Source organism: Amycolatopsis sp. WGS_07, assembly GCF_045278895.1.
Lineage (GTDB): Bacteria > Actinomycetota > Actinomycetes > Mycobacteriales > Pseudonocardiaceae > Amycolatopsis.
In genome coordinates this window covers 5,250,986-5,274,086 of record NZ_CP136053.1, presented here as the reverse complement: position 1 = coordinate 5,274,086, position 23,101 = coordinate 5,250,986, and the positions used below count along the sequence as shown (strand labels likewise).

General features: G+C 71.0%; 23 protein-coding genes and 3 pseudogenes. 10 read left to right on the top strand and 16 right to left on the bottom strand.

Going from position 1 to position 23,101, the window contains the following annotated elements:
* Positions 1-368: 368 nt before the first annotated feature.
* From RPX00_RS25000 to RPX00_RS24990, 3 genes are read left to right on the top strand one after another with little or no spacing between them, the layout of a single operon-like run.
* Complete coding sequence (locus RPX00_RS25000) at positions 369-710, top strand: hypothetical protein (RefSeq protein ID WP_406628955.1); 342 nt, start codon at positions 369-371, stop codon at positions 708-710.
* 41 nt (positions 711-751) lie between these two features.
* Positions 752-2,473 (top strand): hypothetical protein, encoded by a 1,722-nt coding sequence (locus RPX00_RS24995; protein ID WP_406628953.1) that lies wholly within the window; start codon positions 752-754, stop codon positions 2,471-2,473.
* 15 nt (positions 2,474-2,488) lie between these two features.
* Positions 2,489-3,286, top strand: coding sequence for a hypothetical protein (locus RPX00_RS24990; RefSeq protein ID WP_406628951.1), 798 nt, complete (start codon positions 2,489-2,491; stop codon positions 3,284-3,286).
* Positions 3,287-3,343: 57 nt separating this feature from the next.
* Here RPX00_RS24990 and lgt read toward each other — a convergent pair.
* The 4 genes and pseudogenes from lgt to RPX00_RS24970 all read right to left on the bottom strand — a co-directional run bounded on the left by lgt (position 3,344) and on the right by RPX00_RS24970 (position 8,127).
* A pseudogene (gene lgt, locus RPX00_RS24985) lies at positions 3,344-4,323 on the bottom strand (prolipoprotein diacylglyceryl transferase).
* A 68-nt stretch (positions 4,324-4,391) separates the two neighbouring features.
* Positions 4,392-5,582 (bottom strand): M20 family metallopeptidase, encoded by a 1,191-nt coding sequence (locus RPX00_RS24980; RefSeq protein ID WP_406628949.1) that lies wholly within the window; start codon positions 5,580-5,582, stop codon positions 4,392-4,394.
* Positions 5,579-6,715, bottom strand: coding sequence for an amidohydrolase family protein (locus RPX00_RS24975; RefSeq protein WP_406628947.1), 1,137 nt, complete (start codon positions 6,713-6,715; stop codon positions 5,579-5,581). Before RPX00_RS24975 ends, RPX00_RS24980 begins: the two co-directional genes overlap by 4 nt.
* Positions 6,712-8,127 (bottom strand): APC family permease, encoded by a 1,416-nt coding sequence (locus tag RPX00_RS24970; protein ID WP_406628945.1) that lies wholly within the window; start codon positions 8,125-8,127, stop codon positions 6,712-6,714. Before RPX00_RS24970 ends, RPX00_RS24975 begins: the two co-directional genes overlap by 4 nt.
* Positions 8,128-8,310: 183 nt before the next feature.
* On the opposite strand from RPX00_RS24970, the pseudogene RPX00_RS24965 reads away from it, so the two are divergent.
* Positions 8,311-9,617 (top strand): annotated as a pseudogene (locus RPX00_RS24965) (glutamine synthetase).
* A gap of 6 nt (positions 9,618-9,623) precedes the next feature.
* Here RPX00_RS24965 and RPX00_RS24960 read toward each other — a convergent pair.
* From RPX00_RS24960 to RPX00_RS24930, 7 genes are all read right to left on the bottom strand, one after another.
* Positions 9,624-10,283: a peptidoglycan recognition family protein gene (locus RPX00_RS24960; protein WP_406628943.1), complete on the bottom strand. Its 660-nt coding sequence runs from the start codon at positions 10,281-10,283 to the stop codon at positions 9,624-9,626.
* A 48-nt stretch (positions 10,284-10,331) separates the two neighbouring features.
* Positions 10,332-10,883: a Uma2 family endonuclease gene (locus RPX00_RS24955; protein WP_406628941.1), complete on the bottom strand. Its 552-nt coding sequence runs from the start codon at positions 10,881-10,883 to the stop codon at positions 10,332-10,334.
* A gap of 136 nt (positions 10,884-11,019) precedes the next feature.
* Positions 11,020-11,811, bottom strand: a complete 792-nt coding sequence (gene trpA, locus RPX00_RS24950) for a tryptophan synthase subunit alpha (protein ID WP_406628940.1) — start codon at positions 11,809-11,811, stop codon at positions 11,020-11,022.
* Positions 11,808-13,043 carry a tryptophan synthase subunit beta gene (trpB, locus tag RPX00_RS24945; RefSeq protein WP_406643070.1) on the bottom strand — a complete coding sequence of 412 codons (1,236 nt, stop codon included), beginning with the start codon at positions 13,041-13,043 and terminating at the stop codon, positions 11,808-11,810. The genes trpA and trpB overlap by 4 nt, the downstream gene beginning before the upstream one ends.
* Positions 13,022-13,831, bottom strand: a complete 810-nt coding sequence (gene trpC, locus RPX00_RS24940; RefSeq protein ID WP_406628938.1) for an indole-3-glycerol phosphate synthase TrpC — start codon at positions 13,829-13,831, stop codon at positions 13,022-13,024. The genes trpB and trpC overlap by 22 nt, the downstream gene beginning before the upstream one ends.
* A 120-nt stretch (positions 13,832-13,951) precedes the next feature.
* Positions 13,952-14,470, bottom strand: a complete 519-nt coding sequence (locus RPX00_RS24935; protein WP_406643068.1) for a Trp biosynthesis-associated membrane protein — start codon at positions 14,468-14,470, stop codon at positions 13,952-13,954.
* A gap of 106 nt (positions 14,471-14,576) precedes the next feature.
* A complete protein-coding gene (locus RPX00_RS24930) occupies positions 14,577-16,139 on the bottom strand; it encodes an anthranilate synthase component I (RefSeq protein WP_406628936.1) in 1,563 nt (520 codons plus the stop codon).
* Positions 16,140-16,235: 96 nt separating this feature from the next.
* Between RPX00_RS24930 and RPX00_RS24925 the strand changes: the two genes are divergently transcribed.
* Together RPX00_RS24925 and RPX00_RS24920 are read left to right on the top strand one after the other, a co-directional pair.
* Positions 16,236-16,841 carry a TetR family transcriptional regulator gene (locus RPX00_RS24925; protein WP_406628934.1) on the top strand — a complete coding sequence of 202 codons (606 nt, stop codon included), beginning with the start codon at positions 16,236-16,238 and terminating at the stop codon, positions 16,839-16,841.
* A gap of 95 nt (positions 16,842-16,936) precedes the next feature.
* Entirely contained in the window at positions 16,937-17,452 is a 516-nt protein-coding gene (locus RPX00_RS24920) for a hypothetical protein (protein WP_406628932.1), read from the top strand.
* A 7-nt stretch (positions 17,453-17,459) separates the two neighbouring features.
* On the opposite strand, the gene RPX00_RS24915 is transcribed toward RPX00_RS24920, so the two are convergent.
* Genes RPX00_RS24915 through hisF form a run of 3 tightly spaced genes read right to left on the bottom strand, consistent with a single transcriptional unit; the run spans position 17,460 to position 18,948 of the window.
* Positions 17,460-17,822: a DUF1304 domain-containing protein gene (locus RPX00_RS24915; RefSeq protein WP_344268118.1), complete on the bottom strand. Its 363-nt coding sequence runs from the start codon at positions 17,820-17,822 to the stop codon at positions 17,460-17,462.
* Positions 17,822-18,178, bottom strand: a complete 357-nt coding sequence (gene hisI, locus RPX00_RS24910) for a phosphoribosyl-AMP cyclohydrolase (protein ID WP_406628929.1) — start codon at positions 18,176-18,178, stop codon at positions 17,822-17,824. The genes RPX00_RS24915 and hisI overlap by 1 nt, the downstream gene beginning before the upstream one ends.
* On the bottom strand, positions 18,175-18,948 hold the full coding sequence (gene hisF, locus RPX00_RS24905; RefSeq protein ID WP_378312717.1) for an imidazole glycerol phosphate synthase subunit HisF: 774 nt from the start codon (positions 18,946-18,948) through the stop codon (positions 18,175-18,177). The genes hisI and hisF overlap by 4 nt, the downstream gene beginning before the upstream one ends.
* A 98-nt stretch (positions 18,949-19,046) precedes the next feature.
* On the opposite strand from hisF, the gene RPX00_RS24900 reads away from it, so the two are divergent.
* Genes RPX00_RS24900 through RPX00_RS24885 form a run of 4 tightly spaced genes read left to right on the top strand, consistent with a single transcriptional unit; the run spans position 19,047 to position 21,363 of the window.
* Entirely contained in the window at positions 19,047-19,562 is a 516-nt protein-coding gene (locus tag RPX00_RS24900; RefSeq protein WP_406628927.1) for a SigE family RNA polymerase sigma factor, read from the top strand.
* Positions 19,559-20,527 carry a hypothetical protein gene (locus RPX00_RS24895; RefSeq protein WP_406628926.1) on the top strand — a complete coding sequence of 323 codons (969 nt, stop codon included), beginning with the start codon at positions 19,559-19,561 and terminating at the stop codon, positions 20,525-20,527. Before RPX00_RS24900 ends, RPX00_RS24895 begins: the two co-directional genes overlap by 4 nt.
* Before the next feature lie 16 nt (positions 20,528-20,543).
* Positions 20,544-20,975: a hypothetical protein gene (locus tag RPX00_RS24890; RefSeq protein ID WP_406628924.1), complete on the top strand. Its 432-nt coding sequence runs from the start codon at positions 20,544-20,546 to the stop codon at positions 20,973-20,975.
* A 4-nt stretch (positions 20,976-20,979) separates the two neighbouring features.
* Positions 20,980-21,363 carry a PPOX class F420-dependent oxidoreductase gene (locus RPX00_RS24885; RefSeq protein WP_406628922.1) on the top strand — a complete coding sequence of 128 codons (384 nt, stop codon included), beginning with the start codon at positions 20,980-20,982 and terminating at the stop codon, positions 21,361-21,363.
* Positions 21,364-21,405: 42 nt separating this feature from the next.
* On the opposite strand, the gene priA is transcribed toward RPX00_RS24885, so the two are convergent.
* The gene (gene priA / locus RPX00_RS24880; protein ID WP_116202272.1) at positions 21,406-22,137 is read right to left on the bottom strand and encodes a bifunctional 1-(5-phosphoribosyl)-5-((5-phosphoribosylamino)methylideneamino)imidazole-4-carboxamide isomerase/phosphoribosylanthranilate isomerase PriA; all 732 of its coding nucleotides are present in this window, start codon (positions 22,135-22,137) and stop codon (positions 21,406-21,408) included.
* Positions 22,138-22,436: 299 nt separating this feature from the next.
* Positions 22,437-23,059, bottom strand: a pseudogene (hisH, locus tag RPX00_RS24875) (imidazole glycerol phosphate synthase subunit HisH).
* Positions 23,060-23,101 lie beyond the last annotated feature (42 nt).

Below are 23,101 nucleotides of genomic sequence, written 5' to 3'. Positions count from 1 at the left end.
CGGTGGCCGGCGAACCGGCCGCGGGGAGCGCACGGGACGACGATGGCCCGCTTGTTAGCGCGACTTTAACACCTGGGAAACACCCCAGCAGCGCCTCGCGACCCCCCGAACGGGGAAGAACGGTAACGATCCGGCAGCGCGGAACGACATAGTTCCGGATGGGTTCCCGATGCTTCGGTCCGCGAAGCATAAGCCCCCGGGCCGCCTCGCGCACCCGGCACGTGACGCAGTCGATGCGCCCGCTTCGTCCTCTTCGCCCGATCTTCCCAGGTAATCGCACAAATTTCCGGGAACCGCCCACACTCGGTGATCGTCGGTTGCCATAGTGTTCGGCAACCGAAAAGCTCACGGGGAGGGCGGTTTCTTTCATGTCCGGCATAGAAGTCGACGTCGAGACGATGAACCAGTACGCCGAGGTGCTCGACAGCCTCCACGAGAAGATCAGCAAGATCAACGACTACATGCGCTCGACCGCGTGCGACACGTCCGGGTTCACCGGCCTGTTCGTGGTGCTGCAGCCGGTCGTCCAGCTGGTGGGGAACCTGTACGGCGGCACGCTCGACTTCGGCCATTCGCGGCTGACCTCGCTCTCGGAAGGGGTCAAGCAGGCGGCGCAGGCCTACGCGCACCACGACGCCAATTCCGCACAGCTGCTCAAGCAGTTCATCGACCAGTTCGACGGCATCGATTCCGGGAGCGGCAAGGCCTGATGCGCACCGGCACCACACAGTTCTGACGAGGGGGAGACGACATGGCACGGCACGGCGGCGGACACGGCGGGGGCCACCACCCCGGGGGAACGGGGACGACGCATCCGCCGTCCCGCCCGGGCGGCAACCACCCCGGGGGCAACCAGCACCCCGGCGGCACGGGCGGCAACCAGCATCCGGGCGGCAACCAGCCCGGCGGGAACCAGCACCCTGGCGGCAACCAGCATCCCGGCGGCAACGGCCCGGACGGGCGACGTCCGTCCGGAGGGGACGACCAGACGCATCCGAGCGGCACCGGCGGCGACGGCCGGGACGGGCGCGACGGCCGAGATGGCCGGGACGGGCGCGACGGTCGGGACGGCCGCGACGGCCAGGACGGCGGCGACGAAGGCGGCAACGGCCGGGGCCGCGGCGAGGACGGCGGCGACGGCAACGGCCGCGACCGCGGCAACGAGGGCGGCGACGAAGGCGGCGGCCGGGGCGGCGACGAGGGCTCCGGCGGCGAAGGCGGAGAGGGCAGCGAAGGCGGAGAAGGGGGCGGCGAGGGCGGCACCGAGGGCGGCGAAGGCGGCGGCAACGGCGGTGAGGGCGGCACCGGAGGTTCGGGCGGTGAGCCCGGCGGTTCCGGCGCCACCGGCGATTTCGACCGCGGCGATTCGATCACCGAAATGCTGCAGCCGCCGGAGGACACGTCCGGAGAGGACGTCCAGGCGCTGGTGAAGGACGCCGGCGTCGAGGTGATGGCCGTCGAGTGGGTGTACCAGAAGTTCACCGGCACCACGCTCACCCAGCAGTTCATCGAACCGCTCACCGGCGATTTCTCGAAGATGTCGGCCGACGCCGAGGCGTGGCGCAACATCTCCGAGGCGATGAAGGCGTTCTCCGAGGTGATGGTCGCCAACGAGAAGACCGTCAGCGATTCCTGGCACGGCACGGCTTCCCTGGAGCACAAGGCCTACGTGCAGGCCGGATGGCGGGCCGGGCTCGCCGCCGAGGCCGGGATCGCGTCGCTGATCGCCAAGGGCTTCGACCTGCTCGCGGACACGTCGAAGAAGCTCGCGGCCAAGGCGCTGGACCTGCTGAAGAGCCTGATCGACCGGCTGCTGGTGATGGCCGCGGAGGCGTGCATCCCGATCGCGGGCTGGGTCGCCGACGCGATCACCGCGCTGTCCGAACTGCTGCCGCTGATCAACGCGCTGATCTCGATCATCGAGATGATCCAGGACATCATCACGAAGGTCCAGGACATCTGGAACTCGATCAAGGACATCGGGTCGCAGCTGCAGAAGATCAAGGACGTCGGCAGCATCGGCGATCTCGCCGACATCGCCAAGAACATCGGCGGCGACATCGGCGACATCAAGGACAACGCCCAGGGCATCGGCCAGGACGCCAAGGACGCCGTGCAGGCGGGCAAGGACGGCGTCAACGAGTCGCGCCAGCAGCACGAGGACAACCGGCGCTCGCGCGAAGGCGGCGACGACGACGGCGGCGACACCCGCTCGTCCGGGGACGAGGGCAACACCAACCGCCGCTCCGGGGACGACGGCGATCGGTCGCAGGGCTCGGGCGACCGAGGCCAGAACCAGCGGTCCGAACCGGACGGGCCGCAGCACCAGCCCCCGCAGAACCAGCAGAACCACCAGCCGCCGCAGCAGCAGAACCACCAGCCGAGCCAGCCGAGCCACCAGCCCTCGGACCACCAGCCGTCCCATCCGCACCGTCGCTCGGCGAGCGGCCGGATCCACGGCCGCATCGACTAAGAAGGAAGTGCCGAGATGTCCCAGCCCACGACCGCGGACGACTCGTGGAAGACCCCTGAGCTGCGGGAGGCCGAGGCCGCGCTCGACCGGACCGTCCGCAAGTCCCAGCAGCTGCTGAAGGACCTGGAGAAGATCAAGCTCCGCCCGCTGCCGAAAACCGACACCCCGGAACGGATCGAGGCGATCAAGCGCGCCGCCTCGCGTCCGGACGCGCCCGCCCAGCTGCGGCTGATCAAGCGGAAGGTGGACGCGGGCGAACTGTCCTGGGAGGACGTCGCCGCGGGCCGGGCCTTCGCCGATCCGGAGGTCCGCGCCCTCGCCGACGAAAAGCTCAGCGAGGCCAAGGACATCCTCGAGGAGCTGGAAGAGGGCCAGACCCCCGAGGAGATCCTCGAGGCGCGCACCGGCGGCGCCGGGAACCCGTTGTCGGACAACGGCCGTTCGACGTATCCGGACACGCCGGACCAGCCCGCCGGCTACTCCGCCGAGGACCCGCTGGCGAGCAGCGCTCGGCCGCGGCCCCCGGCCCCGCCCGAGCCGGAACCGTCCGGGTACTCGAACGAGAATCCGCTCGCCGAACGGACTCCGCCGCCGGCTCCGCCGCGCGAAGAACCTCCTGCACCGCCCGCCCCGCCCCGGCATCGCGCGCCGGAACCGGAGCCGGAGGACGAGTTCGCCGATCCCCTCGCCGACCGCGGCGACCGGAAGCGGCCCGCTCCCCCGTCGTCTCCGCCGCCGTCGTCCGGCCGCCGTTCCCGGCGTCAGGACTCCGGCGATGACGACGACTACTTCGGCGGTTCGTTCCTCGGCTAGGCGCGCAGCGAAAAGGTCCCCGCCCAATCCGGGCGGGGACCTTTTCTCGTGCGGTGCTCAGGGTTTCTCGGACTTGCCGTTCTCGCCCGCGGACCCGGCGTCGACGGTGTTCTCCGGTTTTTCCGCCGCGTCGTCCGAAGTGGACTCGCGCTCGTCTCCCTTGCTGCGCAACGTCTCCGGGGCTTCGCGCGGCCCGCGTTTGGCCGCGACCACGAAGAACGCCACCGCGCCGACGAACAGGATGATCGACGTCCACACGTTGACCCGCAGGCCGAGGATGTGGTTGGCGGTGTCGGTGCGCATCAGCTCGATCCAGCAGCGGCCGAGCGTGTAGCCCGCGACGTAGAGCGCGAACGCGCGGCCGTGGCCGAGCTTGAACTTGCGGTCCGCCCACACCACGAGCAGCGCGACCAGCAGGTTCCAGATCAGCTCGTACAGGAACGTCGGGTGCACCGGGCTGTCGGGCAGCGGGATGTGCCCGGTCGCGACGCCGCCGAGGGCGTCCGGGGCTCCGGTGGCCGGGTCGAAGCGCTGGTAGATCTCCAGGCCCCAGGGCAGGTCGGTGTGCGCGCCGTACAGCTCCTGGTTGAAGTAGTTGCCGAGCCGCCCGATCGCCTGCGCGACGATGATGCCGGGCGCGATCGCGTCGGCCATCGCGGGCAGCGGGATCCCCGGCGGCGGCACGCGATCAGCGCGCCGACGCCGCCGAGCGCGACCGCGCCCCAGATGCCGAGGCCGCCGTCCCAGATGGCGAAGGCGTTCCAGGGGTTCTTGCCCTCGGTGAAGTACAGCTCGGGGTCGGTGATGACGTGGTAGAGCCGGCCGCCGACCAGGCCGAACGGCACCGCGAACACCGCGACGTCGAGCACCGTGCCCTTCGTGCCGCCCCGCGCCTCCCAGCGCCGCTCGCCCCACCAGATCGCGACGATGATGCCGGCGATGATGCAGAGCGCGTACGCCCGGATCGGGATCGGGCCCAGGTGCCAGACGCCTTGGTCGGGGCTCGGGATCGTGGCCAGGAATGCTGCGGAGTACACGCGGCCACCGTAGCGCGTCGGGCCCCGGTCGTGGTCCCGGTGCCGCGGAACCCTTAGTCAAGACCCGGTCACAGCCCGGTCACGGCCGCCTCCGGATACTGCGGATCGGACGCCGCGGCGAGGTACCCGGCCAGCAGCGCGTGCGCGACCTGGCCGACCGCGGCGTCCTCGGGCAGGAACGTTTCGCCGTGCAGGCTGGGCGCGTTCGCGGTCTCGCCGAGCCCGACGAACAGCATCAGGCCGCGGACGCCCTCGCCGCAGTAATGCGCGAAATCGTCCGCGCCGAACGAACGGAAATCCACGTCGACATCGGTGCCTGCGCGTTCGAGCCAGATCCGCGCGGCCGAGGCCAGCGCCGGGTCGTTGACCAGGACGGGCTCGCACGGGCTGATCCGGAGGTCGGCGGTGCAGCCGTACGCGCGAGCGGTGGCGTGCACGACCTCGTCGAGCGCTTCCAGCGCGCGTTCGCGGTCGCTCGCGCGCATCAACCGCAGCGAACCGAACGCGGACGCGGTGTTCGGCACGACGTTCGCCGCCGTGCCCGCGCTCAACCGGCCGACGGTGCAGACCGCGCCGTGCATCGGGTCGATCCGGCGGCTCGCGACCTGCTGCAGGCTCACCACCAGCTGGCTGAGCGCCAGCACCGGATCGCGCAGCAGATGCGGATAACCGGCGTGCCCGCCTTGTCCGTGGAGCACGATCTCGAACTCGTCGGTGGACGCGTTCACCGGCCCCGGCGCGGCCGAGACGACGCCGTACGGCAGCCGCGGCTGGACGTGCGCGCCGATCACCGTGTCGATGCCGCGCTCCTCCAAAATGCCCGATTCGACCAGGTCAAGCGCCCCGGACGGGGACGTTTCCTCGCGCGGCTGCAGGATCGCGAACAACGGACGCGGGATTTCGACGCGCCGCGCGGCCCGGCAGACGGCGGTCAGCGCGGCGAGGTGGACGTCGTGGCCGCAGGCGTGCATCAGCCCGTTCCGCGCGGCCCATTCGACGCCGGTGCGCTCTATGACCGGGAGTGCGTCCAGCTCCGCACGCAAAGCGACGGCTGGACCTGGATGCGGTGCGGAGATTTCGATCAGCCGCCCGGTTTTCGCGACTCGCTCGCCTTCGCCCAGCGCGGCCGCCACCCGCTGGGCGGTGTCGTCCTCGTCGCCGGAAGCGCGCGGGTCCGCGTGAATCCGGTGCCGCAGTTCGACCGCTGCGGGCAACTCCTCGGCCAGCGCCGCGCGCCAGTCCTCAGCCAGGTCGTTCATTCGCGCTCCAGCCGGTAGATCCGGGCCGCGTTCTCGTGTCCGGCCAAGCGGGCCAGCCGGATCGCGTCCACTTCGGACAGTGCGTCGGCTTCGAGGGCGGTGCGCAGGAAGCCGGACAGGCCTTGCCGGAACAGCGCGGTGCCTAGGTGATACAGCTCGGCGAGCCCGAACGCGTCGGTGGAGAACAGCAGCTTCCCGAACGGCACCAGCTCCAGCGTCTCGGCCAGGATGGCGGGCGCGCGGAAGCCCGCGTTGTGCGTGATGAGGCCGACGTCGACGAAGACGTGCTCGAAAACCTGCGCGAGGTAGGCGGCGTTGCGGTGGAACGGGTAGTTGTGCAGGAGCAGGACCGGGACGCCGGTGTCGCGGGTCGCGCGCAGGAAGCTGGTGAGCCGCAAGGGATCGCAGCGGTGGAGGTCGACGTCGGAGTCCCCGTAGCCGACGTGGAACTGCACCGGAAGCCGCCGGTCGATCCCGGCCCAGATCAGGTGACGGTGCAGCACCTCGTCAGCCAGCCGGACCGCTTCGCCCGCCTCGATCCGCGCCAGCCAACGCCCGGCGGCAGCCTCGACCTCGGCCTGTTTCGGCCGTTCGCCGGACAACTCCAGCCCGACCCGATACGCCGCGATGGACTTCACGCCCGCTGCGTTGGAGGTGCGGCGATCAAGCTCGGCCGCGAAGTCCTCGGCGAAGCGAGCAGCGCTGGTCTCGCGGATGACGTCCTCGGCGACCTGCTCCAGCCGGACGATGTCGTGCGCACGAGCGCCGGCCAGCTCGGCGAAGTCTTTCGTGCCAGTGAGGGATTCGGGCAGGAAACCGCCGTCCAGCAAGTAATCCGTGGTGCCGGTGCCGCGCAGAAACCGCCGGTTGACCTCGTCGGTGCCCAGCTCGGCGCGCCTGGCGAGATAGTCGTCGGCCGGGGCGTGTTTCGGCAGGTCGAGGATGGGCGCGCAGCGTTCGCGCACGGAGAGGCCGATGAGCGAATCGAACAACGACGTCCCCAGCGGCGACACGGTGTCCGCCTCGGTGAGCATCCGCTCGAACCCGTCGCGATCGACGCCCGTGGTACGCACGCCGTGGCAGTGGTGGTCGATCAACGGCAAGTCCGCGACGAAATCGAGCAGTCCGGTCATGTCTCTCCCTCAGCAAGCCTCTCCCCCACCCTACGGGCGAATCCAGGTGCCAAAGCCACCACAACAACCGCCAACACGAGCACCCCGCCAGCCACCACCGGGAACCATCGCGCGGGGCCTTCGGTCGGGTACGGCACCACGTTCACGTACACGGTGTAGCCAAGCAGCGCCAACGCTCCAATCGGGAACACCAAGTGCCACCAAGGCACCCGCATCCGCCGCCGGACGAACAGCAGCAGGATCGCGCCCACGGTGGTCAGCAGGTAAATCACCAGCAGGAGCAAGGTTCCGATGGACCCTGCCCAGGCGAAGGTGTCGTCCGCGGTGGCACCGAAGAATACCGCGCACACCAAGATGATCAGCGCTGCTGCGAGGGCGACCACGGTGACGGCGACGGCAGGGGTGCCCTTGGCGGAGATCCGGCCGATGCCGCGTCCGTCGAAGGCATCGCGGCCGAGGGCGAACAGCAGTCGTGAGCCGCCGACGACGCAGGCTAGGCAGCAGCCGAACGCGCTGATCGCGGCGCCCGCGCTGATGACGTCGCCGACCCACGGGCCGACGAAGCGGCTGCCCAGGTCGCCCAGCAGTGACGGGGAATCGTGGAACGCGGTGGCGTCGCCTCCGAAGGCCATCATCTCTACGGCAGTCACGAGCACGAAGTAGGCGCCGCCGAAGATCGCCGTGCCGAGGATCGCGCGGGGGATGTTGCGGCGCGGGTCGCGGGTTTCCTCGCCGAGCGTCGCGGCGGCCTCGAAACCGGCGAACGACAAGAAGCCGAACACCGCGCCGAGGAAGATGCCGGAGACTCCGGTGTCCGGGACGAAAACCTGGAGCGTGAACCGGCCGCTGGGCGCGTCTCCGGCGATCAGCCGGACCAGGATGACCACGGTGACCAGCAGGATGAGCGCGATGGTCGCGCCCTCGACGACGAGCAGCGTGCTCGTGCCGCGGCGGGCCGGAGCGACGGCGAGCAGCCAGCTGCCGGCGAGCGCGACCGCGGTCAGCACGAACGGTCCCCACGACGGTGGATGCGGCCAGATCCCGACCTGGGTCAAGAAGGCCGTGCCGAGGACGCCCGCGGCGGAACTCGTGACCACGGCGTAGAAGGTGTACGTGCCGAGCAATCCGATGCCGGACACGACACCCGCGCGCGGGCCGAGCGTGGCGCCGACGAACGCGTAGACCGATCCGGCGTGCTGGTAGTGGCGGCAGAGCTGGACGAAACCGTACGCGACCAGCAGCACTCCCGCCGCCGACAGCAGGAACGCCAGCGGCACCGCGCGTCCGGCCGCCGCGGCTGTTTGCTGTGGATTGATGTTCGCGGCCATGCTGGGTGCCATGAGCGCGACGGACAGCCCGACGGCCTGCCAGACCGAAAGGGTGCGCCGCAATTCGGGACGGTCTCCGGACACGGATGCGCTCCTCTCCCCGCGAAGTACACAGTGAACATCCGGGACGGCGCGGGCGACCAGCGCCGACTGGCTGAACCTTCCCGCCCAGCACCGAAGGAGCACACCTTGTCGTCCACTCTCTCGTCTCCCGCCAGACTCGACCGCGAACGGCCCGCCGAACTCGGCGCGGCCGCCGCGGGCCGGATGGAGCAGGCGGGCGTCGACCTCGTCGCGCTGAGTTTCGTGGACAACTCCGGGATTTCCCGGGTCAAAGCGGTGCCGGTGGCGAGGCTGGCGAAGGTCGCGGCGTGGGGCGTCGGCGCGTCGAACTCGTTCGACTTCTTCCTCGGCACCGATTCCATCGCCGGCGGCGAGCATTCCCTCGGCCCGGTCGGCGACCTGCGGCTGCACCCCGACCTCGACGCGCTCACCGTCCTCTCCGCGCAGCCCGGCTGGGCGTGGGCTCCGGCGTGGCGGTACGACCAGGACGGACAGCAGCATCCGCAGGACGCGCGAGCGCTCGCCGCGACCGCCGTGGCGCAGCTCGCCGAACGCGGGCTGACCGCGCGGATGGCGTTCGAGCTGGAGTGGATCGCGACCGACGCGGACGAGGTCCCGCTGTCCGGTCCGGCCTACGGATACTCGCGGTTGAGCGCGAACCACGAGTATCTGCGCGCGTTGGTGTCTGCTTTGGACAGTCAGGGTGTCGAGGTGGAGCAGATCCACCCGGAGTACGCGGCTGGCCAGTTCGAGCTGTCGATCGCGGCGACCGACCCGGTGCGTGCGGCCGATTTGTCTGTGCTGACAAGGGAAACGGTGCGGACGGTCACCGCCGCGCACGGGCTGCGGGCGTCGTTCACACCGAAGTTCGAGCCGGGCGGCGTCGGCAACGGCGGACACGTGCACCTGAGTATCTGGGACGGCGAACGAAACCTGTGCGCGGGTGGGGCCGGAGCGTTCGGCCTGACGTCGACGGCGGAATCGTTCGGTGCGGGCATTTTCCGCCGGTTGCCCGCACTGCTGACGGTCGGCGCGCCGTCGGTGGTGAGCTACCTGCGGCTGGAACCGCACCACTGGGCAGGCGTGTTTACCGCGTGGGGCCTGGAAAACCGCGAAGCCCCGCTGCGGCTGATCCGCGGCGCGGCCGGGCAGCGCGACACCGCGGCGAACCTGGAGGTGAAGTGCTTCGACCTCACCGCGAACCCGTATCTGGTGGTCGCGGGCTTGCTGTTCGCCGGACAGGCAGGCATCGACGCCGACGCACGCCTGCCGGAACCGGTCAGCGTCGACCCCGGCGCGCTCTCCCCGACGAAGCCGCGGCGGCGGGAGTGGCCCGGCTGCCGCAGTCGCTGTCGGACGCGCTCGCCGCGTTCGAGGCCGACGACGTGCTGCCGGGCGCGTTCGGCTCCCAGCTGGCCACGACCTTGCTCGACGTGCGCCGCGCGGAAGTGGCCGAACTGGGATCGCTGCCCCCGGACGAGCTGTGCCGGGCGATGCGCTGGCTGCATTGACCGCGCTCAGCGGAGCAATGCCGCCACCCGGGACTGGAGTTCGGGCAGCATCGCGTACAGCTTGTCGCCGGGACAGTCCGTGTTGTAGAAGTCGCGGTGCCCCTTGATTTCCTTGACCGGGATGCCGTACTGGCGGCACACGTACGCGACGAACACGACCAGCGAATCGAACTGCGCCTTCGGCGGCGCGACCTGCATGTAGGTGCCCTCGTTCTCGATGCCGATCGCGTTGTCGTTCTGGCCGGGGCAATGCGCCGCGCGGACGATCTTTTTCCCGCTGCGCAACGCGTCCAGGCTGCCGTGGCGGCCTTCGAGGCGGTAGCCGCCCCGGGAGACCGTGAAGTGCTGGCCGGTGTCGGACCAGCCGTTGTTGTCGATGTGGTCGGCCTGGTCGTTGCGCGCGACCTGGAACGCGTGCTCGAGCGAGTAGTCGGTGCTGTTGGGACAGTCGATATGGTGGATGAGCACACGAGTGGCGGGATGGTCGAGCGTGGTGAGCTGGTCCGCGGGCGGGCGCGCACCCCACTCCGCACAGCTGTAGACGCGCGGCGCGGCCGCGGCGTGCGCGAGGCCGGGCAGCACGAGCCCCGCCGCCGCGGCAGCGCTCACGCCGGCCGCTCCGCGCAGGAACGTCCTCCGGGGAACCTGTCCGATGTCGAAAGCCATGCGCCGCACTGTGCGCGGACGGCGTACACGATGTGTACAACCGGCCGCTCAGGCGCGCAGGTTCAGCTCCGCCGGGAAGGGTTCGGCCAGGGTGAGCACGCCGTCTTCGCTTTTCGCGTGCGGGAGGTAGTCGCCGTCGGCGAGCGCGTACACGGTGGCGGCTTCCTGCTCGGGGTCGACTAGCAGGTAGTAAGGGATGAGCGCTTCGGCGTAGAGGGCTTTCTTGAAGATCCGGTCCTGCACCCGGGTGAACGGGGATTCGATCTCCGCGGCGAGCAGCACCTCGGACGCGGGGTACCAGGTCGTGGCCACATCCGGGCAGGTCACGACCACGAAATCCGGGATCAGCAGTCGGTTCTCCCCGCAGCGGACGTTGACGCCGGGGAGCAGTTCCAGATCGTCCGGCAACTCCGGTGCCACTGCCAGCTGGAGACGCTGAAGTAACCGCTGGTGCAGCGAGGTCGGGGCTGGGCTCATGAGGAGCGCCCCGTCAACCGCTTCGATCCGGGTGCCGAGAAGCTGCTCTTCCGGCAGCGCAAGCACTTCCGACAGCCACGGAGCCGCGGGGTGGCCGGTATCGTGCTCAGCAGGTGCTGACATGCGAAGTCACCTCCACCCGCGCTCGGTCTCTTCCGCCGGTTCCAGTCTGCCATAGCCTTCGCACTCCCCCTCGGTTCTTCCGCATACCGAGAGTGTACGAACGACCACCGACAGTTTTGGACCGTCGACCCCGCGATCAGGCCGGAGCAACCGCCTCGCGCACGCCCTTCGCCAGCTCCCCAGCCAGCTTCGCCACGCCCTCCGGACCATCTGCCGCGGCCGTGACCAGCGCGGATCCCACGATCACCGCGTCCGCGAACCCGGCCACCTGCGCGGCCTGCTCCCGCGAGCGGACCCCGAGGCCTACCCCGATCGGCAGTTCCGTGTGTTCCCGGGTGCGCCGCACCAGGTCCTCCGCGTGCACACCCACCGCGTCGCGGGCACCGGTCACGCCCATCACCGCGGTCGCGTACACAAAGCCCGACGACGCCGCCGTGGTCTTCGCCAGGCGTTCCTCCGACGACGACGGCGCGACCAGGAAGATCCGGTCCAGGCCGTGCGCCGAGGACGCGGCCATCCACTCGTCCGCTTCGTCCGGGATCAGGTCCGGCGTGATCAGGCCGAGCCCGCCCGCCGAGGCCAGGTCGCGGGCGAACGCGTCGACCCCGTAGCGGTGCACCGGGTTCCAGTACGTCATCACCACGGCACGACCGCCGCGCGCGGACACCGATTCCACGACCTCGAACAGCTGCTTCAGCCGGAAACCGCCGGCCAGCGCCGACTCCGCGGCCGCCTGGATGGTGGGGCCGTCCATGACCGGGTCGGAGTACGGGACGCCGACCTCGACCAGGTCCGCGCCGCCGTCGATGGTCGCGGCCAGCAGGTCCTTCGAGCCGTCCACGGACGGGAATCCGGCCGGAAGGTAGCCGACCAGCGCGGCCCGGTGTTCCGCCCGCGTCGCCGCGAACAGCTCGTCGAGGCCGCTCACTTGCCCTCCCCGTCCACGAGCCCGAACCACTGGGCCGCGGTGTCCATGTCCTTGTCGCCCCGGCCCGAAAGGTTGACCACGATCAGCCCGTCCGGGCCCAGTTCGCGGCCCAGCTCCAGGGCCCCGGCCAGCGCGTGCGCCGATTCGATCGCCGGGATGATGCCCTCGGTGCGCGACAGCAGCCGGAACGCGTCCATCGCCGCCGCGTCGGTGACCGGGCGGTATTCGGCGCGGCCGGAGTCCTTGAGCCACGCGTGTTCCGGGCCGACGCCGGGATAGTCCAGCCCGGCCGAGATCGAATGCGATTCGACCGTCTGGCCGTCCTCGTCCTGCAGCAGGTACGACATCGCGCCGTGCAGGTTGCCCGGGGTGCCCTTGGTGAGCGTCGCCCCGTGCCGGTTGCCCTCGATGCCCTCGCCGCCCGGCTCGAGGCCGACCAGCCGCACCGACGGGTCGTCGTAGAACCCGGAGAAGATGCCGATGGCGTTGGACCCGCCGCCGACGCAGGCCGCGACGACGTCCGGCAGCCGCCCGGCCTTCTCCAGGATCTGCGCCCGCGCCTCCTCGCCGATGACCTGGTGGAAATTGCGCACCATCATCGGGAACGGGTACGGGCCGGCCGCGGTGCCGAAGAGGTAGTGCGTGGTGTCGGCGTTGGTGACCCAGTCGCGCAGCGCCTCGTTGATCGCGTCCTTCAGCGTGCGCGACCCGGTTTTCACCGGCACGACCTCGGCGCCGAGCAGCTTCATCCGCGCGACGTTCAGCGACTGCCGCTCGGTGTCGACCTCGCCCATGTACACGACGCAGTCGAGGCCGAGCAGCGCGCACGCGGTGGCCGTGGCGACGCCGTGCTGGCCCGCGCCGGTCTCCGCGATGACGCGCTTCTTGCCCATCCGGACCGTCAGCAGCGCCTGGCCCAGCACGTTGTTGATCTTGTGCGAACCGGTGTGGTTGAGGTCCTCGCGCTTGAGGAACACGCGCGCGCCGCCCGCGTGCTCGCCGAACCGCTTGGCCTCGGTCAGCAGCGACGGACGGCCCGCGTACTCGGTGAGCAGCCGGTGCAGCTCGCCGGTGAACGCGGGGTCGTGGCGGGCCTTCTCGTACTCCGCCGCGACCTCGTCGACCACGCCGATCAGCGCCTCCGGCATGAACCGGCCGCCGTACGGCCCGTAGTAGCCGCGTTCGTCCGGGTCGTGCTTGCCGCGTCCGGTCACCGCGAGGGCCTCGGGCAGGCGGGGTGCGAACCGGCGGTGACGAGCTTGACGACCGCGCCCTTCGGGTCGCCGGAGGCCACCAGGCCCTCGCCGACGAGCACCGCGTCGGCTCCGTGGCCCGCGTACGACATCAGGTCGCCGGGGCCGCGGACGCCGGACTCGGCGACCTTGAACACGTCCATCGGCAGGCCGGGCGCGAGGCGGGAGAACACGTCGCGGTCCACTTCGAGCGTGTGCAGGTTGCGCGCGTTGACGCCGATGACCTTCGCGCCCGCTTCGAGCGCGCGGTCGGCCTCCTCGGCGTTGTGGATCTCCACGAGCGCGGTCATGCCGAGCGATTCGACGCGGTCGAGCAGCGCGGCGAGCGCGTTCTGCTCCAGCGCGGCGACGATCAGCAGCACCATGTCCGCGCCGTGCAGCCGGGCCTCGTGCACCTGGTACGGGCTGACGACGAAATCCTTGCGCAGCACGGGAATGTCCACCGCGGCGCGCACCGCGTCGAGGTCGGCCAGCGAGCCGCCGAAGCGGCGCTGTTCCGTGAGCACGCTGATCACGCGCGCGCCGGCGTCCTCGTAGTCGCGGGCCAGCGCGGCCGGGTCGGGAATGGCCGCCAGGTCGCCCTTGGACGGGCTGCGCCGCTTCACCTCGGCGATCACGCCGATGCCGGATTCGCGCAGCGCGGACATCACGTCACGCGGCGGGGCGGCTTTCGCCGCCCGGGCCTTCAGTTCGTCGAACGGCAGCGCGGATTCCCGCTGCGCGAGATCCTCGCGCACGCCGGCGACGATGTCTTCGAGCACGCTCATCGGACGCCCCTACCCGCTGCCGCACTCCTGGGTCCACTCGCAAGCTCGCTCACAAAAACCTTCCCCTTCCCGCCGAAACGATGCTAACCCCCGCTCGATGACCGGCCGGTCCCGGGTTGCTCAGCGACGAGGATCCGGAGGCTCGGTCGGGTCGTCCCCCTCCGACAGCGCCTCCCACAGTTCGGTGTCCGGATCCTTCCGCACGGCCTTGGCTCCCGGTGCGGCGTAACGGGCCCCGAGCTTCCGCGCGGCTCCCGCCCACTTGATCGCTGCCAACCCGCCGAGGGCCACGAGAATTCCGCCGAGCACGGCGATCAGGTGGCCGAGCACGATTTCCGTGCCGGGCAGCCCGGGCGCGAAGCCGCCGAATTTGATCCCGTCCAAGCCGTTCCAGACACCCGCGGCGCCGGCGAGCACCAGCACGATCCCGAGCACCCGGCGCAGCCAGCCGCCGGTGGCGATGGCCCCGGCGACGCCCGCCAGCGCGAGGATCGCGAGCGGCACGAGCGCGGTGGCGCGCTGTTCGCCGGGTTCGGTGTACAGGACGGTTCCGCGGACACCCTCGTCGCGGAACTCGGCGAACCACACCAGCCGCGAAGCTCCCCAAAGGGCGAGAGCGCCGAGCAGCAGGGCGACGATGATCGTCCACAGTGGACGGCGGGCGGCCGCTTTCGCCGCACCTTGCGTCACAGCAGCCTCTTCCGCCTCAGTGCCGCCGCGCCGTGGTTCCGCCTCCTCTGGCTGCTCAGACACCGGCCGCGTCCTCTGCCGGGTCCAGTTCGCCCGCCGGGACCATCGTGCCCGCCGCGGCGATCGCGGACAGCACGGTGCGGGCCTTGTTGAGCGATTCGGTGTCCTCGTAGTCCGGGACCGAGTCCGCGACCACCCCGCCGCCCGCCTGGACGTACGCGGTCCCGTCGCGCATCAGCGCGGTGCGGATGGCGATCGCCGTGTCCGCGTCGCCGGCGAAGTCCAGGTAGCCGACCACGCCGCCGTACAGCGCGCGGCGCACCGGCTCCAGTTCCTCGATCAGCTCCATCGCCCGCACCTTCGGCGCGCCGGACAGCGTGCCCGCCGGGAAGCAGGCAGTGACCGCGTCGAACGCCGTGGCGTCGTCCTTCAGCTCGCCGGTCACTGTGGACACGATGTGCATGACGTGGCTGTAGCGCTCGATCTGGAAGAAGTCGACCACGTGCACGGTGCCCGGTTTGCAGACCTTGCCGAGGTCGTTGCGGCCGAGGTCGACGAGCATCAGGTGCTCGGCGCGCTCCTTCTCGTCCGCGAGCAGGTCCTTGGCCAGTTGCGCGTCCTCCTCCGGGTCCGCGCCGCGCCAGCGGGTGCCCGCGATGGGATGCGTGGTGGCGCGGCCGTCGCGCACCGTCACCAGCGATTCCGGGCTGGAGCCGACGATGTCGAAGCCCTCCAGCCGCAGCAGGTACATGTACGGGCTCGGGTTGGAGGTGCGGAGCACGCGGTACACGTCGAGCGCGTCCGCCCCGGTCTCGATCTCGAACCGTTGCGACGGCACGACCTGGAACGCTTCGCCGGCCTTGATCGCCTCGACCGCCTTGTCGACGGCCGCGTGGAAGTCTTCCTTGCTGCGGTGGCGGCGGAATTCCGGCACCGGACGGTCGAACGTCGCGACCGTCGGCGGCGCGGGCACCCGCAGCTGTTCGGTCATCGCGGACAGCCGGGCCAGCGCATCGTCATACGCGGCGTCCACGCGCTCGGCCGAGTCGTCCCAGTTGACCGCGTTGGCGATCAGCGTGACGGTGCCCTCGTGGTGGTCGAACGCGGCGAGGTCGGTGGCCAGCAGCATGGTCAGCTCGGGGATGTCGAGGTCCCGTTCGGCCAGCTCGGGCAGCTTTTCCAGCCAGCGGACGGAGTCGTAGCCGAGGTAGCCGACCATTCCGCCGGTGAGCGGCGGCAGGCCGGGCAGCGGTTCAGTGTGCAGCGCCTCGACGGTCGCGCGCAGCACCTGCAGCGGGTTGCCCTCGGAGGGCAGGTTGACCGGCGGCGTGCCGGTCCAGACCGCTTTCCCGTCGCGCACGGTGAGCGCGGCCGGGCTGCGCACGCCGATGAACGACCAGCGCGACCACGATTTCCCGTTCTCGGCCGATTCGAAGAGGAACGTGCCGGGCCGGTCGGCGGCGAGTTTCCGGTAAATCCCCAGCGGGGTCTCGCCGTCGGCGAGCACCCGGCGCACCACGGGGATCACGCGGCGGCTCTCGGCCAGCGCGCGGAACTCGGCGCGGGACGGGCTGACCGGGCCGGGCCCGGCCGTGGACGTGGCTGCTGAGCTGACCATGCGCCTCATTGTGCCGCTACGCCCGGATCCGGCGGTCGGCGGGCTCTCAATTCAATGACTGTTGAATTCGAGGCGGCGACCGGTCAAGATGGTCCGGTGAGCACCGAAGACACTACCGCGCGCCGCCGCGGCCGCCGTCCCGCTGGTCAGGACACCCGCGCGGTGCTGCTCGAAGCCGCCCGCGCGGTGTTCGCCGAGAACGGCTACGAACGCGCGACGGTCCGCTCCATCGCCGCGCGGGCGGGCGTCGACGCGGCCATGGTGAACCATTGGTTCGGCGGCAAGGAAGGCCTGTTCGCCCAAGCGGTGCTGAAACTGCCGTTCGAACCGGCGGAACTGGTCACGGTCCTGGGCGACGGCCCGGTCGAGGAGCTGGGCGTCCGGATCGTGCACACGTTCGTGACCCGCTGGGACGGCGCCGGCGGCGACACGTTCCAGGCGCTGATCCGCAGCATCGCCAGCCACGACGCGGCGAGCACCGTGCTGCGCGAGTTCTTCTCCCAGTTTTTCACCGGACTGCTGAGCGACCTCGGCGGCGACCGGCACGAACTGCGGGTGGCGCTGTGCGCGTCGCAGATGGTGGGGATCGGGTTGATCCGGTACGTGGCCCGGTTCCCGCCGATGGTGGCGGCGGAGGTGGACACGCTGATCGCGGCGGTGGCTCCTACGTTGCAGCGGTATCTCACCGGGGACATCGACTGAGGCGGGGCTCGTGAAGCGGCGATTCGGGACCCCTCCCGGCGACCCGCCGCTACCGTCGCGGCGACGATCGGCTGACCTGCCAACGGAGTTCGCTGATGGGCTTATTCTCGCGTCGCTCGAAGCGTGGCCGAAAGGCGGCGGCCCCGCTTGAGCCGGGGTCGGCCGACGCGCAGTTCCGGCTCGGCGCGTCGCTGGCCGAAGCCGGCAATCCCGAAGCCGCGGCCGCGCCGCTCCGAAAATGCGTCGAACTTGCCCCTGACCACGTCGACGGGCACAACACGCTCGGCATGGTCCTCGGCCGTCTCGGCCGGCCCGCCGAAGGCGAGATTCACCTCGCGCGGGCGGCGTTTCTCGGTCATCCGCAAGCTCTGCGGACGCTTCGCGCCTTGAAGATGAGCTACTGCCGCAGATGCGGCTGCCCCGTCGAGCGCGCGAATCCGGGCGATGCCGCCGTTCGCTATTACGGGCCACGGGTGGGCATGGAATGCCGGACCTGCCCCACGGTGTTCTGCGCGCGCTGTGTGCTGGGCGATTTCGAGAGTGTCGTCTCGCCGAATTGTCCCAGCTGCGGCTCCGCGCTCACCGGGCTTCGCGAAGATTCGGACCTTTAGCCCCGGCTCAGCGCGACAGCAGCAGAAAGACCAGCGCCAGCCCGCCCGGCAGCACCTGCACGAACAAGATCCGCTTAGACGACGTCGCCGCCCCGTAAAGACCCGCCACGATCACGCAAGCCAAGCCGTACAGCTTCAGCTGGAAGCCCGCCGGATCAGCCGCGATCAGACCCCAGATCAGCGCGGCGGCCAGAAACCCGTTGTACAGCCCCTGATTCGCCGCCAAGGTCTTGCTCTCGCGGGCGAATTCCTCGGTGGTGCCGAACGCCGCCCGCGCCCGCGGCGTGGTCCACAGGGCCATCTCCAGCACCACGATGTACAGGTGGATCAGGGCGACCAGCCCGATCAGCACGTTCGCGACGACGGTCATCACGCGCTCTCGTCCGCGAGCAGCAGCCGGTCGTCGGTGTCGAAGCACGTGTGCGTTCCGGTGTGGCAAGCCGGGCCGGTCTGGTCCACTCGCAGCAGCACCGTGTCGCCGTCGCAGTCGATGCGGACTTCGCGGACGTGCTGGACGTGGCCCGAGGTCTCGCCCTTCACCCACAGTTCCTGCCTGCTGCGCGACCAGTACGTCCCGCGCCGGGTGGTGAGCGTGGATTCCAGCGCGTCGTCGTTCATCCAGGCCATCATCAGCACGTCGGACGTCGCGTGGTCCACCACGACCGCGGCGATCAGGCCGTCCGCGTTGCGCTTGAGCCGGGCGGAAAGCTCCGGAGAAAGGCTCATCGCACGACCACCCCGCCGGTGCGCAGCGCGCCCTTCACGTCGCCGATCGTCAACTGTCCGAAGTGGAATACGCTCGCCGCGAGCACCGCGTCCGCGCCGGCTTCCACGGCGGGCAGGAAGTGCTCGGTCGCGCCCGCGCCGCCGCTGGCGATCACCGGGACCCGCACCGCCTTGCGGACCAGGCCGATCAGTTCGAGGTCGAAGCCGGTTTTGGTGCCGTCCGCGTCCATCGAGTTGAGCAGCACCTCCCCCACGCCGAGTTCCTCGCCGCGCGCGGCCCACTCCACCGCGTCGATGCCGGTGCCGCGCCGGCCGCCGTGCGTGGTGACCTCGAAGCCGGACTCCGTCGGTTCGCTGCCTTCGGGGACCCGCCGCGCGTCGACCGACAGCACGACGCACTGCGCCCCGAACCGGCGCGACGCCTCGCGCAGCAGCTCCGGGCGGGCGATCGCGGCGGTGTTGATGCTCACCTTGTCCGCGCCGGTGCGCAGCAGCCGGTTGACGTCGTCGGTGGAGCGCACGCCGCCGCCGACGGTGAGCGGGATGAAGACCTGCTCAGCGGTGCGGCGGACCACGTCGAACGTCGTTTCGCGGTCGCCGGAGGACGCGGTGACGTCGAGGAAGGTCAGCTCGTCGGCGCCTTCGGCGTCGTACCGCCGCGCCAGCTCCACCGGGTCGCCCGCGTCGCGCAGGTCGGCGAAGTTGACGCCCTTCACGACCCGGCCCGCGTCGACGTCGAGACAGGGAATCACCCGAACCGCCACAGCCATGCGGACCAGCCTAGTCGGCCGCTCGGCGGAGCCGGGAACGACGGCCGCCGAGATTATTTCCGGATCCGATGCATCAACTCCGGGGTCTCGCGCGTCTCATGATCGTGACCATCGGTTTCGACGAGTTCGTGGCGGAGCGCCTCGACGGGCTGCTGCGCTACGCGACCGTCCTGGCCGACGACCCGCATCTCGCGCAGGACATCGTGCAGGACGTGCTCCTGCGCGCCCAGCAGCGCTGGGCGAAGATCGACTCGCCGCCCACCTACGTCCGCCGGATGATCACCAACGAGTACCTGTCGTGGCGCCGCCGCGCCGCCCGCCGCGTGGTGCCGTCGAACCACACGGTGCTCGACGCGCTCGGGCCGCCGACCGCGGATCCCAGCACCGCCTACGACGAGCGCGACGAAATGCTCGACCTGCTGGCCACGCTGCCGCGGAAACAGCGCGCCGCGGTCGTGCTGCGCTACTACGAGAACTACACCGACGCCGAAATCGCCGATTTCCTCCGCTGCGGCGTTTCGACCGTGCGCAGCCAGATCTCGCGCGCGCTGGCGACCTTGCGCGCCGGCCTGCCTTCGTTGCCGTCCGCCCTCACCACCGGAGCAGGAGAATGACCCCGTCGAACGAGACCGAGACGCTGCTGCGCGACAGCCTCGAACGGCTCGCGGAGCAGGCGCCTGACGGCAACGCGGTGCTCAACGCGCTCGCGCGGGCCCGGCAGCGCAAACGCCGCCCTCGTCTCGCGCTCGCCGCCGCGGCCGCCGCCGTGATCGCGGTCGCCGCCGGGGTGCCGTTCGTGGTCAACGCGGTGACCGAGGCTCCCGCGCAGCTCACGCCCGCCGCCGGACGTCCGGTGCTCGGGTACACGCCGGGCTGGCTGCCGGACGGTTTCACCGAGCAGTACCGCTCCGGCGGGCCCGGGATCACCACGCAGGTGCGGCAATGGCAGTCCGGCGCGAGCCAGGTGGAACTCGCGGCGCATTCCACGGCCGATCCGGAATGGGCGCAGACCGCGCTGCGCATCGCGGCGCTGCCGGACCAGGTCGTGGTGCACGGGCGGGTCGCGATGGTGACCGGTTCGGTCAGCACGGCCGCCACGCTGACCTGGATGCCGGACGACCACCACGTGCTCACCGCGAAGGTCGAAGGCGTTCCGGACGCACGAGCGGTGGCCGAGCAGGTCGCCGATTCCGTGACCGCCGATCCGGTCCTCGTCCGCGGCGAAGCCCGGTTCGGCCCGCTGCCCGCCGGGATGCGCGAAGGGGCCACGACCGTGCGCGGCAGCAGCTCCGACAACGCGACGACCGTGCTCGACGCGAGCGGCCCGGCCGGCAAGGTGCGCGTGACCATCGGCGGCGGCTCCCCGGCGCTCGGCGGGTCGGTCCCGGTGCAGGTGCGCGGGGTGTCGGGGGCCTACGTGCCCGCCACCGGACCGGCTGACGCGCTGGTCACCGTGCGGCTGTCGTCGGGGCGCTGGCTGACCGCGTCCGGCCGGATCCCGCGCGAGCAGCTCGTCGCGGTGGCGGACGGGATCGTCCTCGATTCGGCACCGGATTACGGCTGGCTGGGCAGCCGCTGACCGCTACCGTGAAGCCATGTCCGAACTGGGGGAGTCTCGGAGCACGCTTTCTCGGGTCGCGCACGCCGTCGGCATCGGTGCCGCGGTCATCGCCGTACTGGTGGCCTGGTGCGTGGGAGCCAACTACCTCGCGCAGCTCACCGCGGGCGAGCAGCTGACCTGCCGGCTGCGCAATCTCGTGCCGTGGTCGGGAATGGGCGTATCGCTGTGGCAGGTGAGTTCGCTGGTGCTGTTCCTGCTCGCCGGAGCCGGGATTTCGGCGCTCCTCGGACGCGCCGGGCGGCGGAAGGCGATCCTCGGCGTCGCCGCGGCTCTGGTCGTCCTGTTCACCTGGGGCTACGTGGCGGCGACACACGTGGTGATGCAGAAGGTGGCCGACCACGGCACTTTAGCCAGCGCGCCGGCTGCTTCCGGCGAGCCCCGGGACCGCTGCCAACGGCTACCGTAGGGCTATGTCCGAATTGGAGCGTCTTGGCGCTGAGAAGTACGTCGTGCTGACCACTTTCCGCCGCGACGGCCGCGCAGTCCCGACCCCGGTGTGGGCTTCGCGCGACGGAGACGAGCTGGTGCTGTTCTCGGAACGCACGGCGGGCAAGGTCAAGCGGATCCGCAACAACGGCGAGGTCCGGCTGCAGGCGTGCGACGTCCGCGGGCGCCGGCTGCACGGTGCGGAGGTGAGCGGGACGGCTCGGCTGCTCGACGCCGCAGACTCCGACCGCGTCCGCCGCGTGATCGCGCGGGATTACGGCGTCATCGGACGCGTGACGATGTTCTTCAGCCGTCTTCGCGGCGGGCCGGAGCGGACGATCGGGATCGCGATCAAGGTCGCGGAGTAGCCCGGGCACCGGTTTCCCGTTGCCCGGCAACGACTCCCGCGCTCAGCGGACCGCCGCGAGCGCCTCCGGCAGGGTGAACGCGCCCGCGTACAGCGCCTTCCCCACGATCGAGCCCTCGACGCCGTCCGACGCCAGTCCGGCCAGCGCGCGCAGATCGTCCACACTGGACACTCCGCCGGACGCGATCACCGGCGCGTCGGTGCGGGCGGTGACCTCGCGCAGCAGCTCCAGGTTCGGACCGCGCAGCGTGCCGTCCTTGCTCACGTCGGTGACGACGTACCGGCTGGCCCCGTCGCGGTCGAGCCGCTCCAGGACCTCCCACAGGTCGCCGCCGTCGGACGTCCAGCCGCGCGCGGACAGCCGGTGGCCGGCCTCGGTGATCCGCACGTCGAGCCCGATCGCGACGCGGTCGCCGTATTCGGAGACGACCTTCGCGGTCCAGTCCGGGTCCTCGAGCGCCGCGGTGCCGAGGTTGACCCGGCGCGCACCGGTGGCCAGCGCCGCCTCGAGCGAAGCGTCGTCGCGGATGCCGCCGGACAGCTCCACCTGCACGTCGAGCCGCTTGACGACGTCGGCCAGCAGCTCGCGGTTGCTGCCCTTGCCGAACGCCGCGTCGAGGTCGACCAGATGGATCCACTCGGCGCCGTCGCGCTGCCACTGGAGGGCCGCTTCGAGCGGGCTGCCGTAGGAGGTCTCGGTGCCTGCCTCGCCCTGGACGAGACGGACCGCCTGGCCGTCGGCGACATCAACTGCGGGAAGGAGCGTGAAAGTCACGCGCACAGATTAGGCGGCGGGGTCCGGCGCACCGCTCGGGGGATACACGCCAAGCCGGACAGCGGCAGCGACCCGGCGCGCGACTGCGGCGCGGACGGAAGACCGCGTCGACCTCGGGACGGGCCGGTCCGCGGCGAAGCGCTGCTGCCAGGTGTCGCGATTTCGGCGCAGCCGCACCGAAATTTCCGGGGAGAAGTGCGGTGCCGAGCTGCTCCGCGGACTGGAACACTCGCGTGACCAGCAGCACATCGACCCAGCAGCCCGGCTTGCCGACCCCGGGCACACCGCCCAGGGGGCCGCTACCCCAGCGTGCCGAGCCAGTTGCGCAGCAGCTGCGCCCCGCGTCGCCGGACTTCTCCGGGTGGAACTGGGTCGCCCAGAGCGGCCCGTTCTCCACCGCGGCGACGAAGTCCTCGCCGTGGTTCGCCCAGGTCACCTTCGGCTGCTGGCCGGCGAGGCCGGAGTCCAGTTCCCAGGTCCGCGCGGCGTAGGAGTGCACGAAGTAGAACCGTTCCTCCGGGCCGATCCCGGCGAACAGCTGCGAATCGGCGGGCGGGCGGACGGTGTTCCAGCCCATGTGCGGGAGGACGTCCGCGTGCAGCCGCTCGACGGCGCCCGGCCATTCGCCGGTGCCCTCGGTCTCCTCGCCGTGCTCGACGCCGCGGGAGAACAGGATCTGCATGCCGACGCAGATGCCCAGCACCGGCCGTCCGCCGGCGAGCCGTTTGCCGATGATCCGGTGCCCGTGCACGCTCAGCAGCCCGCTCATGCACGCGGAGAACGCGCCGACGCCGGGCACCACGAGGCCGTCGGCCTCGAGCGCGGCCTGCGGGTCGGCGGTCACTTCCACCTCGGCGCCCGCGCGCGCGACGGCGCGTTCGGCGGAGCGGAGGTTTCCGGAGCCGTAATCGAGGATCACCACACGAGACACACCCCGAGCGTAGTCCCCCGGAGATTTTCGTTC

Coding starts and splice junctions, on each gene's coding strand:
- RPX00_RS25000 (WP_406628955.1), top strand. CDS start 369: ATGTCCGGCATAGAAGTCGACGTCGAGACGATGAACCAGTACGCCGAG.
- RPX00_RS24995 (WP_406628953.1), top strand. CDS start 752: ATGGCACGGCACGGCGGCGGACACGGCGGGGGCCACCACCCCGGGGGA.
- RPX00_RS24990 (WP_406628951.1), top strand. CDS start 2,489: ATGTCCCAGCCCACGACCGCGGACGACTCGTGGAAGACCCCTGAGCTG.
- RPX00_RS24980 (WP_406628949.1), bottom strand. CDS start 5,582: ATGAACGACCTGGCTGAGGACTGGCGCGCGGCGCTGGCCGAGGAGTTG.
- RPX00_RS24975 (WP_406628947.1), bottom strand. CDS start 6,715: ATGACCGGACTGCTCGATTTCGTCGCGGACTTGCCGTTGATCGACCAC.
- RPX00_RS24960 (WP_406628943.1), bottom strand. CDS start 10,283: ATGGCTTTCGACATCGGACAGGTTCCCCGGAGGACGTTCCTGCGCGGA.
- RPX00_RS24955 (WP_406628941.1), bottom strand. CDS start 10,883: ATGTCAGCACCTGCTGAGCACGATACCGGCCACCCCGCGGCTCCGTGG.
- trpC (WP_406628938.1), bottom strand. CDS start 13,831: ATGAGCGTGCTCGAAGACATCGTCGCCGGCGTGCGCGAGGATCTCGCG.
- RPX00_RS24930 (WP_406628936.1), bottom strand. CDS start 16,139: ATGGTCAGCTCAGCAGCCACGTCCACGGCCGGGCCCGGCCCGGTCAGC.
- RPX00_RS24920 (WP_406628932.1), top strand. CDS start 16,937: ATGGGCTTATTCTCGCGTCGCTCGAAGCGTGGCCGAAAGGCGGCGGCC.
- RPX00_RS24915 (WP_344268118.1), bottom strand. CDS start 17,822: ATGACCGTCGTCGCGAACGTGCTGATCGGGCTGGTCGCCCTGATCCAC.
- hisI (WP_406628929.1), bottom strand. CDS start 18,178: ATGAGCCTTTCTCCGGAGCTTTCCGCCCGGCTCAAGCGCAACGCGGAC.
- hisF (WP_378312717.1), bottom strand. CDS start 18,948: ATGGCTGTGGCGGTTCGGGTGATTCCCTGTCTCGACGTCGACGCGGGC.
- RPX00_RS24900 (WP_406628927.1), top strand. CDS start 19,047: ATGATCGTGACCATCGGTTTCGACGAGTTCGTGGCGGAGCGCCTCGAC.
- RPX00_RS24895 (WP_406628926.1), top strand. CDS start 19,559: ATGACCCCGTCGAACGAGACCGAGACGCTGCTGCGCGACAGCCTCGAA.
- RPX00_RS24890 (WP_406628924.1), top strand. CDS start 20,544: ATGTCCGAACTGGGGGAGTCTCGGAGCACGCTTTCTCGGGTCGCGCAC.
- RPX00_RS24885 (WP_406628922.1), top strand. CDS start 20,980: ATGTCCGAATTGGAGCGTCTTGGCGCTGAGAAGTACGTCGTGCTGACC.